This window comes from Streptomyces sp. R28, assembly GCF_041052385.1.
Taxonomy (GTDB): Bacteria; Actinomycetota; Actinomycetes; order Streptomycetales; family Streptomycetaceae; genus Streptomyces.
This window is the reverse complement of record NZ_CP163439.1, coordinates 1963455-1978008: the sequence shown is the minus strand read 5'-3', so window position 1 is coordinate 1978008 and position 14554 is coordinate 1963455. Positions and strand designations below refer to the sequence as shown.

The 14554-nt window shown below is 69.9% G+C and carries 9 protein-coding genes, 1 tRNA gene and 1 pseudogene; 7 read left to right on the top strand and 4 right to left on the bottom strand.

Annotated features, from left to right (window positions below; translation table 11 throughout):
• The first annotated feature begins 97 nt into the window (after positions 1–97).
• From AB5J49_RS08850 to AB5J49_RS08840, 3 genes and pseudogenes are all read left to right on the top strand, one after another.
• Positions 98–2836 carry a Tat pathway signal sequence domain protein gene (locus AB5J49_RS08850; protein WP_369167977.1) on the top strand — a complete coding sequence of 913 codons (2739 nt, stop codon included), beginning with the start codon at positions 98–100 and terminating at the stop codon, positions 2834–2836.
• A gap of 154 nt (positions 2837–2990) precedes the next feature.
• A pseudogene (locus AB5J49_RS08845) lies at positions 2991–3425 on the top strand (SRPBCC family protein); the annotation flags it as partial.
• A 159-nt stretch (positions 3426–3584) separates the two neighbouring features.
• Positions 3585–3656, top strand: a tRNA-Val gene (locus AB5J49_RS08840).
• A 52-nt stretch (positions 3657–3708) separates the two neighbouring features.
• Here AB5J49_RS08840 and AB5J49_RS08835 read toward each other — a convergent pair.
• Complete coding sequence (locus AB5J49_RS08835) at positions 3709–4437, bottom strand: 3'-5' exonuclease (RefSeq protein WP_369167975.1); 729 nt, start codon at positions 4435–4437, stop codon at positions 3709–3711.
• 168 nt (positions 4438–4605) lie between these two features.
• Between AB5J49_RS08835 and AB5J49_RS08830 the strand changes: the two genes are divergently transcribed.
• The 3 genes from AB5J49_RS08830 (at position 4606) to thrS (ending at position 8962) form a co-directional block, all read left to right on the top strand.
• Positions 4606–5172 carry a DUF4365 domain-containing protein gene (locus AB5J49_RS08830; RefSeq protein WP_369175084.1) on the top strand — a complete coding sequence of 189 codons (567 nt, stop codon included), beginning with the start codon at positions 4606–4608 and terminating at the stop codon, positions 5170–5172.
• Entirely contained in the window at positions 5169–6398 is a 1230-nt protein-coding gene (locus tag AB5J49_RS08825) for a hypothetical protein (RefSeq protein WP_369167974.1), read from the top strand. Before AB5J49_RS08830 ends, AB5J49_RS08825 begins: the two co-directional genes overlap by 4 nt.
• 587 nt (positions 6399–6985) lie before the next feature.
• Positions 6986–8962, top strand: a complete 1977-nt coding sequence (gene thrS, locus AB5J49_RS08820; RefSeq protein ID WP_369167973.1) for a threonine--tRNA ligase — start codon at positions 6986–6988, stop codon at positions 8960–8962.
• Between the two features lie 59 nt (positions 8963–9021).
• Here the strand turns inward: thrS and AB5J49_RS08815 are convergent, their stop codons facing one another.
• Positions 9022–9681, bottom strand: coding sequence for a potassium channel family protein (locus AB5J49_RS08815; protein ID WP_369167972.1), 660 nt, complete (start codon positions 9679–9681; stop codon positions 9022–9024).
• Between the two features lie 78 nt (positions 9682–9759).
• Here AB5J49_RS08815 and AB5J49_RS08810 point away from each other — a divergent pair, with 78 nt between their 5' ends.
• Entirely contained in the window at positions 9760–10308 is a 549-nt protein-coding gene (locus AB5J49_RS08810; RefSeq protein WP_369167971.1) for an HIT domain-containing protein, read from the top strand.
• A 129-nt stretch (positions 10309–10437) separates the two neighbouring features.
• Here AB5J49_RS08810 and AB5J49_RS08805 read toward each other — a convergent pair whose 3' ends face one another.
• Both AB5J49_RS08805 and AB5J49_RS08800 read right to left on the bottom strand, forming a co-directional pair.
• Complete coding sequence (locus AB5J49_RS08805) at positions 10438–12099, bottom strand: hypothetical protein (protein WP_369167970.1); 1662 nt, start codon at positions 12097–12099, stop codon at positions 10438–10440.
• Positions 12100–12281: 182 nt separating this feature from the next.
• The gene (locus AB5J49_RS08800) at positions 12282–14480 is read right to left on the bottom strand and encodes an elongation factor G-like protein EF-G2 (RefSeq protein WP_369167968.1); all 2199 of its coding nucleotides are present in this window, start codon (positions 14478–14480) and stop codon (positions 12282–12284) included.
• Positions 14481–14554: the final 74 nt, after the last annotated feature.

Sequence of the window (14554 nt, the reverse complement as noted above, 5' to 3'; positions counted from 1 at the left end):
GGTGCCCTTCTCACAGGGTCGGCGCCCCCGGCGCCGTACCTCTCTCTGTCATGCCCCTGACTTCCCCTGACCAGCCTGTCCATGGAAAGGAATGGCCATGTCCCCCATCCCCCGCAGGTCCATCCTCAAAGCCGCCGCCGTCGCCGGTGCCGCCGCGCAGTTCAGCTGGGCGCTAGGGGCCAAGGACGCGCAGGCCGCGCCGAGAGCCGCCGAGGCCGACGACGCTCCCGTGACCTTGGACTGGCTGGAGGACGGCGGTCTCGGTGCCGCGCCCGGCTCCACCGTCGGTGTCCCCTGGCCGAAGGGCGTCTACCGGGAGGACCAGAAGTTCGCGGTCACGGACGCGGACGGCAAGGCCGTGCCGGTCCAGTCCTGGCCGATCGCCTACTGGCCCGACGGCTCCCTGAAGTGGACGGCCCACGCGGTCGGTTCGGGCAACGGGAAGCTGTCCCTGACCGCCGGTCAGGCCGCCGTACCCGACAAGCAGGTCACCGTCGACAAGAGCGGCGGCACGATCACCGTCTCCACCGGGGTCATCACCGCGAAGATCGGCAAGTCGGGCGCGACGCTCATCAAGTCGGTCACCCGCGGGTCGACCGAGATCGCCCGGAACGGCCGGCTGGTCCTGATCCGCCAGCCCGAGATCGAGGACGAGGACCAGGGCACGGTCAGGACCGAGCGCTTCGAGGGGGCCATCTCCGCGGTCACAGTCGAGCAGTCGGGCCCGGTCCGCGCGGTCGTCAAGATCGACGGCACGCACCGCAAGGACAAGCGGAGCTGGCTGCCGTTCTCGATCCGCCTCTATTTCTACGCGGGCGCCGACTCCTTCCGCATGGTGCACACCATTACCTTCGACGGCACCCAGGAGCCCGGCAAGGCGAGCGGCGACTTCATCCGCGGCATCGGCGTGCGCTTCACCGTGCCGATGCGCGACCAGTCCTACGACCGCCACATCCGCATCGGTGGCGAGGGCACCGGCATGCTCCGCGAGGCCGTCAAGGGCATCACCGGACTGCGCCGCGACCCGGGGGCCGCCGTACAGGCGGCACAGTTCGCGGGGGAGAAGCTGCCCGACCCGGCCACCTGGGACCAGCGGGTCACCACCCGGCTCCAGTACATCCCGGAGTGGGGCGACTACACCCTCTCCCAGCTCTCCGCCGACGGCTTCACGCTGCGCAAGCGCACGAAGAAGGGCCACGGCTGGATCGGCGCCGGCGGCGGCAAGCGTGCCTCCGGCTTCGCCTACGTCGGTGGCGTCAGCGGCGGACTCTCCTTCGGGCTGCGCGACTTCTGGGAGAAGTTCCCCGCCCAGCTCGACATCCGCGACGCCCAGACCGACGCGGCCGAGGTCACCATGTGGCTCTGGTCGCCCGAGGCACAGCCCATGGACCTGCGCTTCTACCACGACGGCATGGGCCAGGACACCTACCCCGAGCAGCTTGAAGGCCTCAACATCACCTACGAGGACTACGAGCCCGAGTTCGGCACCCCGTACGGCATCGCCCGCACCTCCGAACTCCTCTTCTGGGCCAACGAGTCGACGCCCTCGGCGCAGGCGCTGGCCCAGCAGGTCGAGGCGGTACGCGTGCTGCCGCAGCTCGCCGCCCCGCCCAACCAGCTCATCAAGGCGAAGGTCTTCGGGCCGGGCCTGTACTCCGAGCCCGACCGCTCCACCCCCGCGAAGGCGAAGATCGAGGACCACCTGGACTTCCTCTTCACCTACTACAAGGACCAGGTGGAGCAACGCCGTTGGTACGGCTTCTGGGACTACGGCGACATCATGCACACCTACGACACCGTCAGGCACCAGTGGCGGTACGACATCGGCGGCTACGCCTGGGACAATTCCGAGCTCTCGCCGGACCTCTGGCTGTGGTTCGCGTATCTCCGCTCCGGCCGCGCGGACATCTTCCGCTTCGCCGAGGCGATGACCCGGCACACCGGTGAGGTCGACGTCTACCACCTCGGCAAATGGGCCGGCCTCGGCACCCGGCACGGCGTCCAGCACTACGCCGACAGTGCCAAGCAGCAGCGCATCGCCAACACGACGTATCGCCGCTACTACTACTTCCTCACCGCCGACGAACGTGTCGGCGACCTCATGCACGCCAACGTCGACTCCGACGAGACCTTCCTCGTCCTCGACCCGATCCGCAAGATCCGCACCGAGCCGTACACGCCCGACCGGCACGCGCTGTCGATCGGCTTCGGCACGGACTGGAGCGGGCTGGTGTCGGCCTGGCTGACCGAGTGGGAGCGCAAGGGCCCCAAGTGGGAGAAGGCCAAGGCGCGCGTGCTGTCGACGATGGAGACGATCGCCGCCCAGCCCAACGGCTTCGTGCAGGGGACCGGGCTGTATGACCTCGACACGGGCAAGTTCGCCATCGCCGACAAGCCGGTGGTCGGCGTCTCGCACCTCTCCGCCGTGTTCGGTCTCAACGAGCTGTGCGCCGAACTCATCGACCTCGTGGACATGCCGAAGTTCAACGAGGCGTACTTCGACTACTGCCGTTACTTCAACGCCACCAAGGCCGAACAGGCGGCCCGCTACGGCTCCAACTTCGGCAGCCTGATCCTCTTCCAGGGCCACTCGCGCCTCGACGCCTACGCCGCCGTCCGGACCGGGGACGCGAAGCTCGCCGCGCGCGCGTGGGAGAAGTTCTACAACTCCGACGGCTACAAGGAGTCGGCGCCCTGGAAGACGGAGAAGGTGAGCGGCCCGGACGCGCTGGTCCCGGGCAGTGAAGCGGCGTGGGTGTCGACCAACGACACCGCGTTGTACGGCCTCGCGGCCATCGAGAACCTGGCGCTGCTGGGCGACAAGATGCCGTCCTAGCGGGCCGGTTGGGCAGAAGGAGCGCCGCCGCACGGGCGGCGGCGCTCGCATGCCTGGGAGTGTGGCCCACGTCACGTCGTAGGGCAATGAGCGCGCGTCCTCAGAACGTCCTCAGATGCGGCGGAAACCCCCTGGACGGGGGCAGACTCAGCCCATGGACTGGAGCCACTACCGCTTCCGCAGCCTGTGGGCCCTGCCCGCACCGCCCGCCGCCGTCTACGGCCTGCTGGAACAGGCCGAGGACTACCCCCGCTGGTGGCCCCAGGTGCGCGAAGTGAACCGGATCGACGACAGCACCGGCGTGATCACGATCCGCTCCGTCCTGCCGTACGACATGACCTTCACCGCGCGCGAGGTGCGGCGCGACCCGGAGGCGGGGGTGCTGGAGATCGCCATGTCCGGTGACATCGACGGCTGGGCGCGCTGGACCGTCACGCCGGAAGGCAGTGGGACCATCGCCCGCTACGACCAGGTCGTCGATGTGAACAAGCCGCTGCTACGGCGTTTCGCCGTACTCGGGCGGCCCGTCTTCCGCGCCAACCACTGGCTGATGATGCGGGCCGGTCGGCGAGGGCTGGTGGCGTACTTGGCCGGTGGTCACCAAGTCGGCCCGCAAGGCGATGGCCAAGGCCGTGGCCAAGGCGGTCATGAACCTGGTCATGAAAGTGGTCATGACGGTCGTCATGACGGTGGTCATCAAGCGGTTTGAAGGAAACGCGCGGGGACCTGTATTGTTCAGTGCGTTCCCGGGCGATTAGCTCAGTGGGAGAGCGCTTCGTTCACACCGAAGAGGTCACTGGTTCGAACCCAGTATCGCCCACCGGGAAAGGCCGGTCCGCAGCAGCGGACCGGCTTTTTTGTGCGCCGCGCACCTAGGCGGCCGCCGCCGGCAGGTCCGGCCGCAGTGGCCACGCCGGGTCCACCGACTCCTCACTGCCGCTGCGCGCGAACCACGCCTGCAACCCGCGCGCCTGCGCCGCGTGCCACACCGCCTGCAGTGTGTGCAACTCGGCGGGGGACAGGCGCTCGAGGCGGGTCGCGAAACGGCGTCCCACCGCCCGGACGACCTCCAGCGAGGCCAGTGCGTCGGCCGCCGCGTCGTGTGCGCCGTCCAGCGTGACGCCGTAGTGCGCGCAGAGATCGGTCAAGGTGCGGCGACCCTTGCGATAGCGGTCCAGATGCTTGTCCAGGACGCGCGGATCGAGCACCAACAGGGGTGTCGCCTCGAACCACTGGTCCAGCGACGAGGCCCGATGGCGGCGCAACTCGCGGTCCAGCAGCGTCAGATCGAACGGCGCGTTCATCACCACGAGCGGCCGGGCCGCCGCGGCCTGTCCGGCCAGTTCCTCGGCTATCTCATACATCACCGGCGCCGGCCAGCGGCCGTTGCGCTGCAGATGCTCCTCTGTCAGTCCGTGCACCGCCGTCGCCGCCTCCGGCACCGGCACGCCCGGGTTCACCAGCCACCGGGTCACCCGCGGCCGGGTGCCCGGGGCGTCCTGAACGACGACGGCCGCCGAAACGATCCGGTCGGTCTCGACGTCCACGCCTGTCGTCTCCGTGTCGAATGCCGCCAGCGGGCCTTCATACCAGCACGCCATAACTACACAACCCCTCGTTCACCCTTGGCAGCTGACGCACCGTCTTCTGCCCGTTTGGTGATACCCGGGCCGTTTGCGCCGTACGCCGGAAGGACACAACAGGAGTGCGGGTCCATGCAGTTCAGCGACCCGACACGGGGATTCACCTGGCGTGGAAGGCTGTTCGTCATGGCGATAGCGCAGCCCGAGCGGGGCGGGCTGCTGCCCGAACGAACGGGCCCTCATCGCGGTTCACTCGCCACTACCGCCTGCATGGAGACACTGCAGGTGGGCTATCTGCACGCCGTGGCGGCGGGTGCCGGGTGTTCCCTGTCGCAGCCGTTTCCGGACAACGGCATCGACTGGCACGTCAGCCACAGCGCGCCCGGCCATACGGTCGACGACGAGGTCACCATAAAGGTGCAGCTCAAGGCCACGTACCAGCTCGCGCCGAACCCGCCCGGCCGCTTCTTCTCCTTCACGCTCGACAACGATCACCTGGCGAAGCTCGCCCGTACCCCGGTCTCGGTGCACAAGATCCTGGTCGTGATGATCGTTCCGCGGTCGCAGGAGCAGTGGCTGCGCGCCGGCCACGACCGGCTCGATCTGCGGCACTGCTGCTACTGGGTCAACCTGGCCGGCCACGCGATCACCGGCCGACGCCGGACCAGCGTGCGGATACCGACCTCACGCATCTTCGACGACCGGGCCCTCTGCGAGATCATGACGCGGGTCGGGACGGGAGGCAGACCATGACGCACCGCCCCCTGCAGGAACCGGTACGGCCAGTCCGGCCGCACCCGGTCGACGCGTCCTGGGACCGTCCCCCCGAGCCCGGCGAGGTCGACCCCGCCGTGCTCAGCGCCCTGCTGCACCGGCACGGCTGGCAGCGGCGCGGGGGAGCGGCGGGGCGCTACGGCCGCTGGACCCCGCCCGGACCGGGCGGCAAGGGCACGAGCCTGCTCGTCCCCGAGTCCCGTGCCTTTCCCGACAGCGACGACCTGCTCGGCGAGGCACTCCTCGCCCTCTCCCGCAGCGGCATGCCCTCCGCGCGCGAGGTGTTGATCGGGCTCGCGGTGCCCAGCGACGAGGTCCGCTGGTGGCGGGACACGCCGAGCGGGCCGGCCGGGGCCGCGCCCTGGACCGTCGAGGAGGAACTGCGCACCGCAGCCCGCCAGATGCTCCTCGCCGCGGCGCTCGCCACGCGCGCGCGTGCGGGCTATTACGGTGCGCGGCACCGCCGCTCGGCCGCCTCGATGCTGGCGAGCGTTCTCGTCGGCCCCGCGCCCGGCGGACGTGGCCTCACCGCCTTCGTGCCGATCGGTACGGGCCGCCCGCTCGCCGTACGCCTCCACCAGGCCCTGTACGCCGCCCGCGAGGCCATCGACTACCAGCGGGCCACCGGCGGCATGGACGCCTTCGACGGCGCCGTCGAGGCGGGCGTCAGCCGCGAGCTCACCGAGGCCCTGATCGCCCTTGTGCGCGGCACGGAGGGCGCGCGCATCGCGGTCGAGTGGGCGCCCGCGGCCGGGGTGCCCGAAGACTGCGCGGCCGGTGTCGAGCCCGTCGAGTTCTCGCCCGGCGACCTGCCCGTGCTGCGCGAGGCCGGGGCCCGCTATCTGCGCGAGGAGCCGTCCGTGCCCGTGCGGATCACCGGTGCGGTCGTACGGATGCGCAGGTCGGGGCCCCGCGGGGAGGGCACCGTACGGCTGCGCGTCCTCGCCGGCGCCGAGATTCCGCACGTGCGGCTGACGCTGGATGAGGAGGCGTACCGGATCGCCGGGCACGCACATCTCGTCGGGCTGCCGGTGCGGGTGCACGGCCGGCTGGAGAGCCGCGGCGGCTTCCGCAAGGTCACCGGGGCCTCCGGGGTCGTACCGGTCCAGGTGGACGAGGCCGAGCGGGACCGGCTGATGAAGTCGCTGCAGGAGGACCTGGACTTCTTCGAGGAGGTGTGCGGCGGGGAGGACGCCGGGGACTGAAGGGACGGCGTCGGAGTCGCCGGGGCTGGGAGGGCGCGGAGGCGGAGGGGCGCCGGGAGGACCGGTGGGGCGGGGGAGAGGGGGGAGCTGCGTGCGATCGGTCTGGGAGAGCGTATGGCGCGGTCTCGGAGGCGTCGCGGCTGCTGCCACGGCCCGGTATGTGAGGGCATGAGGGCTTAAGGGCGCTGTGAGGGGCGTCGGGGCGGTGTGTGGTCGGGTGGGCGTGAGTTTGCGTCCGCCAGGCGGGAGAGCGCGAGTTTGCGTCCGCCGGGCGGGAGAGCGCGAGTTTGCGTCCGCCGGGCGGGAGCGTGCGGCGCCGGTCTCGGAGATGGCGTACCTATCGCCCCGGCCGGGCTGCGAGAGCATGAGGGCTGAGCGGTGGCGTGAGGGGCGTCGGGGCCGTGGGGCGCGGTGTGGTCGGCCGGGTGTCGGGGTGTGTCCGCCGCGCGGGAGCATGGGGTCGTGGGGCGTGGTGCGGGGGCGTCCTCGGTGACCGTTTCGCGGTCGGCCGTCCGGGGTCGGTACGATCGCGTAATGCGCGCGCTCCTGGTATGGCGCCGCACCCACCCTTCAGTCAGGAGAGACCGGTGTCAGACGTCCGTGTGATCATCCAACGCGATTCCGAGCGGGAAGAGCGCGTGGTGACGACGGGCACTACGGCCGCCGACCTCTTCGCCGGCGAGCGCTCGATCATCGCCGCGCGCGTGGGCGGCGAGCTCAGGGATCTGTCGTACGTGCTCGTCGACGGGGAAGAGGTCGAGGGCGTCGAGATCTCCTCCGAGGACGGTCTCAACATCCTGCGCCACTCCACCGCGCACGTGATGGCGCAGGCCGTGCAGGAGCTCTTCCCCGAGGCGAAGCTGGGCATCGGCCCGCCCGTCAAGGACGGCTTCTACTACGACTTCGACGTCGAGAAGCCGTTCACGCCCGAGGATCTCAAGGCCATCGAGAAGAAGATGCAGGAGATCCAGAAGCGGGGCCAGAAGTTCGCCCGCCGCGTCGTCACCGACGAGGCCGCCCGCGAGGAGCTCGCCGCCGAGCCCTACAAGCTGGAGCTGATCGGCCTCAAGGGCTCCGCCTCGTCCGACGACGGCGCGGACGTCGAGGTCGGCGCCGGCGAGCTGACGATCTACGACAACCTGGACGCGAAGACCGGCGACCTGTGCTGGAAGGACCTGTGCCGCGGTCCCCACCTGCCGTCGACCCGCGCGATCCCGGCGTTCAAGCTGATGCGCAACGCGGCCGCCTACTGGCGCGGCAGCGAGAAGAACCCGATGCTCCAGCGCATCTACGGCACCGCCTGGCCGTCCAAGGACGAGCTCAAGGGCTACCTCGACTTCCTCGCCGAGGCCGAGAAGCGCGACCACCGCAAGCTGGGCAACGAGCTCGACCTGTTCTCCATCCCGGAGCAGATCGGTTCCGGCCTTGCCGTCTTCCACCCCAAGGGCGGCATCGTCCGCCGCGTGATGGAGGACTACTCGCGCCGCCGCCACGAGGAAGAGGGCTACGAGTTCGTCTACACCCCGCACGCGACGAAGGGGAAGCTCTTCGAGACGTCGGGCCACCTGGACTGGTACGCCGAGGGCATGTACCCGCCCATGCAACTCGACGAGGGCGTGGACTACTACCTCAAGCCCATGAACTGCCCGATGCACAACCTGATCTTCGACGCGCGCGGGCGTTCGTACCGTGAACTGCCGCTGCGCCTCTTCGAGTTCGGAACCGTGTACCGGTACGAGAAGTCGGGCGTCGTGCACGGCCTCACGCGCGCCCGCGGGTTCACTCAGGACGACGCGCACATCTACTGCACGCGCGAGCAGATGTCGGAGGAGCTCGACAAGACGCTCACCTTCGTCCTCGGGCTGCTGCGCGACTACGGCCTGACCGACTTCTACCTGGAGCTGTCCACCAAGGACCCGGAGAAGTTCGTCGGCTCCGACGAGGTCTGGGAGGAGGCCACCGAGACGCTGCGCCAGGTCGCCGAGAAGCAGGGCCTGCCGCTGGTCCCGGACCCGGGTGGCGCCGCCTTCTACGGTCCGAAGATCTCCGTGCAGACCAAGGACGCCATCGGCCGCACCTGGCAGATGTCGACCATCCAGCTCGACTTCAACCTGCCGGAGCGCTTCGACCTCGAGTACACCTCCGCGGACGGCTCCAAGCAGCGCCCGGTCATGATCCACCGCGCGCTGTTCGGCTCCATCGAGCGGTTCTTCGCGGTGCTGCTCGAGCACTACGCGGGTGCCTTCCCGGCCTGGCTGGCCCCGGTCCAGGCGATCGGCATCCCGATCGGCGACGGGCATGTGGACTACCTGGAGAAGTTCGCCGCGGCCGCCAAGAAGAAGGGTCTTCGGGTCGAGGTCGACTCCTCCTCCGACCGCATGCAGAAGAAGATCCGCAACGCCCAGAAGCAGAAGGTGCCCTTCATGGTCATCGCGGGCGACGAGGACATGGCGAACAACGCCGTCTCCTTCCGCTACCGCGACGGCTCGCAGGAGAACGGCATCCCCTTCGACGAGGCCATTGCGAAGATCGCGACGGTCGTCGAGGAGCGGGCGCAGGTCTGACCTTTTGTACGTCGGGTGCAGGTCCGACGTCCGTACGTGACGAAAGGCCCTCGGGGAATTCAGCGCCCCGGGGGCCTTTCGTCGTCCTCATGGGAGAAGACCTGCAGGAGCCATGAGGCGAACGTGCCGGTCACGGCCCCGAGCAGGCCCAGCCCCACAGCCATGATCCCGACGGCGACCAACCGCCCGCGCGACGTGACGGGGGTGATGTCGCCGTAGCCGACCGTGGCGAGGGTCGAGCACGTCCACCACACGGCGTCCCCGAAGCTCCGCATTATCGCGCCCGGCGCCCCGCGCTCCTGCTCGTAGACGGCCAGGGCGCCCGTGAAGCCCAGCAGCAGGGTGGACAGCCCGGCGTACACGATCACGCGTGCGTACAGGGAGAGTCGAGGCCGTCCGTGCCGGCGCTGGATGGCCTCGTACACCCTCACGACCCGCAGCGGCCGCAACAGCGGCAGCACCAGCACCACGGTGTCCAGCAGGTGCGTCCGTACGAAGCCCAGGCGCTGCCCGCTGAGCCGCCAGCACACGGCGTAGTCGACGCCGAACACGGCCCACGCGGCGAACATCAGCGTGAGGCAGAGGTCGCGCTCGGCCTCCGACAGATGACCATGGCCCAGGACGCGGACCGCGTAGGAGGCGAGAAAGATCTGCGATGCCACGAAGAGAGCGATCTCGGTGTGCCGCCGCCAGCGGGCCGTACGGCTGTCATCGTCCACCGGCCCAGCTTGGCCCGGGGCAATCCGGTGCGAGCCCCGGCGACACGCCGCGAACGGACGAAGCCATATGCTGCACGCATGACGAGTGAGCCGGAGCAGCAGTGGGGAGTGGGGATCCAGGACGCGTTCCAGCGCCTGTGGACGCCCCATCGGATGGCCTACATCCAGGGTGAGAACAAGCCGACCGGCCCCGGAGCCGACGACGGCTGCCCCTTCTGCTCGATCCCGGCCAAGTCCGACGAGGACGGGCTGATCGTCAAGCGCGGGGAGCAGGTGTACGCGGTCCTCAACCTGTACCCGTACAACGGCGGCCACCTGATGGTCGTGCCCTACCGCCACGTCGCCGACTACACCGACCTCACCGAGCCGGAGACCATCGAGCTGGCCGCCCTGACCAAGCAGGCGATGACGGCCCTGCGGACCGCCTCCGGCTCCCACGGCTTCAACATCGGTATGAACCAGGGCTCGGTCGCCGGCGCCGGCATCGCGGCCCACCTGCACCAGCACATCGTCCCGCGCTGGGGCGGCGACACGAACTTCATGCCGGTGGTGGGCCACACGCGGGTGCTGCCGCAGCTGCTGGCGGACACGCGCAAGATGCTGGCGGAGGCTTGGCCGACGTCCTGAGGCCGACGGTGCCGTGATCAGCCCGTCCGGCGTATGAGGACGAGGCCGTTCAGGCCGAAGGGGGTCTGGGGGCGCAGCCCCCAGGGACGCTCACCCAGACCCACCTCACCCCGCTCAACCGCCGGAGGCCTACGCGTCGTACACGTCCGCTTTCCGCGGTGACGGATCCTGCACGGCCGTGCTCAGGAACGCCGAGCGCGTACCGAACTTCTCCGTGTCCACGCCGTTGTCGTCCAGCACCTTGATCGCCGCGGCATGCACCACCCGCAGCACCGGAGTGGCGGCGCGCAGCGCGTCGTCGGCCATGAAGCGGTGCCGCCACGGCTGATCGGCCCACGCATGCCGGAGCCCGAACGGCTCGGGCAGACCTATCGTCCCGCCGAGCCAGTTCAGCATCGGCGGATACCAGGAGATCGGGGCCCGCACCGCCAGCCGTACCACCTCGTCGGTGTTCACCAGCGGAAGCTTCACCTTGCGGGTCTCCCACGGCTTCAGCGACTTGGTGACCTCCTTCGACGGCGCCTCCGGCTTCGTGGTGAACAGCCCGTTCACCGGGCCCAGGGCGTGCCCGGTCACCTCGATGCGCAACGTCTCGTGCAGCACGGTCACCGTGATCAGCATGGTGATGATCAACTGCCCGTCCCACAGCGTCCACTGGACGCCCAGGTAGTGCCGGTCACCGCTGCCGAACTGCTGCTTGTTGCAGATGTCCTGTATCGCGTGCTGCTTGACCTGGTACGCGTCGACGTCCGTGCCCTCCGGCCGGGACACCGCCTTCGCGCCCTCGGCGATCGGCGTGACGACCCAGTGCCGTATCGAAGGCTTCGGGAAACCACCGGTGTTCAGCGGACCGCGCTCCAGCATGCGCAACTGGTCATGGATCGCGCGGATGACGTCCCAGCTGCGGAAGGGGTGGATCTCCCGGCCGGCGTCGGCCGGGACGAGGTTCTCGGCCAACTGCCAGCTGCCCCACCGGGTGCCCATGCCGAGTATCCCCTTGGGCCCGGCGTAGAACACGGAGTTGGACTGCTGCTCGGCGCTGAGCTTGGCGAGGGACTGGCGCAGTTGCTCGGCCGCGGTCTCGCCGGGGCTGCTCGGCACCGCCTCCGGGACCTTCGCGCCGACGCTGCTGCCGGCCAGCAGGCTGTCCCACCGCTCCCGCAGGTCCCTCGCCGTGCGCTCGCAGACCTGCTTGGCCCAGAACCAGCCGACCACGGGCATGACGACCGAGCCACGCGCGTACCAGGCCCAGAAGCCGCTGAACGGCATACGGAGCAGGAAGAGCACGGCGAGCGCGCCCGCCGCGACGAGCAGCGCCGATGCCAGCGCACCGCCCCGCTTCGCGTCCCCCTTGGCCATGGTGGTGCGCAGCGTGAAGATCAGCAGCCAGACCAGCAGGCCGGGCAGGAAGAGCACACCGCAGATCACCATGATGGCGCTCAGCAGCCGGTCGCGGTCCTTGCGGATGTTGTTGGCGGCCAGACAGTGGTCGACTACGACCTGCGGCTCGGTGCCGAAGGACTGGATGAGGGGCTTGCGGTCGCTGCCGAGCATGCGGTCGACCACCGCCCGCGAGAAGGCCTCACCCAGGTTGGGCCGGAAGATCTTGGCCCACTTGCGGCCTGCCTTGACGTCGGTCTGATGCCATTCGTTGTCGGCCTTCTTGATCTCCTCGAACGGATTGTCCCGATAGGCCGCCGAGGCCAGCGCGAACGTCGCCGTCTGTCCCTCGCCGGCCGTGCGCGGCACCTGCGGACCGAAGATGTCCGCGTAACCGCTCTCAACGGTCATTCCCGCCCCCGATCGCCGCACTGTCGCTTCTGCGGCTTTCCCGACTTCCGTACTCCGCACACCTGTTGATCAATGATCAGCGTATCCCCCGCCACCGACAACCGTCGGCGGACGGCCCAATGCCGCCCGCCGACGCGGAGGGGAGCGTTCCACAAAAGCCGTTCGTCGGCGCCGGGCGCCGACTACGAGGCGTCGAGCGCCTCTTCACGAATCCTTTCGGCGACCTGCGGCGGCATCGGTTCGTGCCGCGCGTACGAGCGGTTGAAGCGTGCGGTGCCGTGCGACAGCGACCTCAGATCGACGGCGTACCGGCCGATCTCGATCTCGGGCACCTCGGCCTTGATGAGCGTGCGGCTGCCACTGGTCTGCTCGGTGCCGAGGACGCGGCCGCGCCGGCCGGACAGGTCGCTCATCACGGCGCCGACGTAGTCGTCACCGACCAGGACGGACACCTCGGCCACCGGCTCCAGCAGATGGATCTTCGTGTCGGCCGCGGCCTCGCGCAGCGCGAGTGCGCCGGCCGTCTGGAACGCGGCGTCGGAGGAGTCCACCGAGTGCGCCTTGCCGTCGCGCAGCGTGACCCGGATGTCGACGAGCGGATGCCCGGCCGCAACTCCCCTGGCCGCCTGGGCCCTTACACCCTTCTCCACCGAGGGGATGAACTGCCGCGGCACGGCGCCGCCGACGACCTCGTCCACGAACTCGATGCCCGAGCCGCCCGGCAGCGGCTCCACCTCGATCTCGCAGATCGCGTACTGCCCGTGGCCACCGGACTGCTTCACATGCCGCCCGCGGCCCGCCGACCTGCTCGCGAACGTCTCCCGCAGGGAGACCTTGTGCGGCACGACGTCGACCTGGACGCCGTAGCGGCTGCGCAGCCGTTCGAGGGCGACGTCCGCATGCGCCTCGCCCAGGCACCACAGCACCACCTGGTGGGTGTTCTGGTTCTGTTCGAGCCGCATCGTCGGATCCTCGGCGACCAGCCGGGACAGTCCCTGCGACAGCTTGTCCTCGTCCGCCTTGCTGTGCGCCTGGATGGCGAGCGGCAGCAGCGGGTCGGGCATCTGCCAGGGCTCCATCAGGAGCGGGTCGTCCTTGGCCGACAGCGTGTCGCCGGTCTCCGCGCGGCTCAGCTTCGCCACGCACGCCAGGTCGCCCGCGATGGCGTGCGTGAGCGTCCGCTGCTGCTTGCCGAACGGTGCGGACAGGGCGCCGATCCGCTCGTCGACGTCGTGGTCCTCGTGCCCGCGGTCGGCCAGCCCGTGTCCGGAGACATGGACCGTCGCGTCGGGGCGCAGGGTGCCCGAGAAGACGCGCACCATCGACACCCGGCCGACGTACGGGTCGGACGCCGTCTTCACGACCTCCGCGACCAGCGGCCCGTTCGGGTCGCACAGCTTCAGCTCGCGCGGCTTGCCGTCGACCGTGGTGACGCGCGGCGCCGCGCGCTCCAGCGGAGTCGGGAAGCCCCGTGTGATCAGCTCCAGCACCTCGACGGTGCCCAGCCCCTGCCGGGCGCCGTCGGTGGCCGGGGCGGCGGCCAGGACGGGAAAGAACGTGCCGCGCGCGACGGCTCGCTCCAGATCCTCGATCAGCGTCTTGACGTCGACCTGCTCGCCGCCCAGATACCGGTCCATGAGGGTCTCGTCCTCGCTCTCCGCGATGATCCCCTCGATCAGCCGGTTACGGGCCTCCTCGATCTCCGGCAGCTGGTCGTCGCCCGGCTCGGCCTCCTTGCGCTCCCCGGACGAGTAGTCGAACAGCTTCTGCGACAGCAGCCCGGTCAGTCCGGTCACGGGCGCGTGCCCGTCCGGGCCCTGCGGGCCGTGCAGCGGCAGATACAGCGGGAGTACGGCATCGGGGTCGTCCCCGCCGAAGGCCTCCGCGCAGATCCGTGTCATCTCCTCGTAGTCGGCCCGGGCGGCCTCCAGGTGCGTGACGACGATCGCGCGTGGCATGCCGACGGCCGCGCACTCCTCCCACACCATGCGGGTCGAGCCGTCCACACCGTCCGAGGCGGAGACGACGAAAAGGGCCGCGTCCGCCGCTCGCAGACCGGCCCTGAGTTCCCCGACGAAGTCGGCGTATCCGGGGGTGTCCAGAAGGTTGACCTTGATGCCGTCCCATTCGACCGGCACCAGGGAGAGCTGCACCGAGCGTTGCTGCCGGTGCTCGATCTCGTCGTAGTCGGAGACTGTGCCGCCGTCCTCCACGCGGCCCGCCCGGTTCACCGCCCCTGCCGTGAGTGCGAGGGCTTCCACCAACGTGGTCTTTCCCGATCCGGAGTGGCCGACCAGTACCACATTCCGTACGGACGCGGGGTGGTCGGCCGCTGTAGCCCTGCCGGCGGCTCCGGGGTGTGCGTTCGCCTTGTCGCCCATGATCCTGCCTCCCGTGCACGGTGAGGTCACTGTGGGCGCGGACATACGGATCCTCCCCCGCGCTTCGCTTGGGA

Bases quoted from the DNA above. Each gene is read 5' to 3' on its own strand.
- AB5J49_RS08850 (WP_369167977.1), top strand. From the start codon at position 98: ATGTCCCCCATCCCCCGCAGGTCCATCCTCAAAGCCGCCGCCGTCGCC.
- AB5J49_RS08835 (WP_369167975.1), bottom strand. From the start codon at position 4,437: ATGGCGTGCTGGTATGAAGGCCCGCTGGCGGCATTCGACACGGAGACG.
- AB5J49_RS08830 (WP_369175084.1), top strand. From the start codon at position 4,606: ATGGCGATAGCGCAGCCCGAGCGGGGCGGGCTGCTGCCCGAACGAACG.
- AB5J49_RS08825 (WP_369167974.1), top strand. From the start codon at position 5,169: ATGACGCACCGCCCCCTGCAGGAACCGGTACGGCCAGTCCGGCCGCAC.
- AB5J49_RS08810 (WP_369167971.1), top strand. From the start codon at position 9,760: ATGACGAGTGAGCCGGAGCAGCAGTGGGGAGTGGGGATCCAGGACGCG.
- AB5J49_RS08805 (WP_369167970.1), bottom strand. From the start codon at position 12,099: ATGACCGTTGAGAGCGGTTACGCGGACATCTTCGGTCCGCAGGTGCCG.
- AB5J49_RS08800 (WP_369167968.1), bottom strand. From the start codon at position 14,480: ATGGGCGACAAGGCGAACGCACACCCCGGAGCCGCCGGCAGGGCTACA.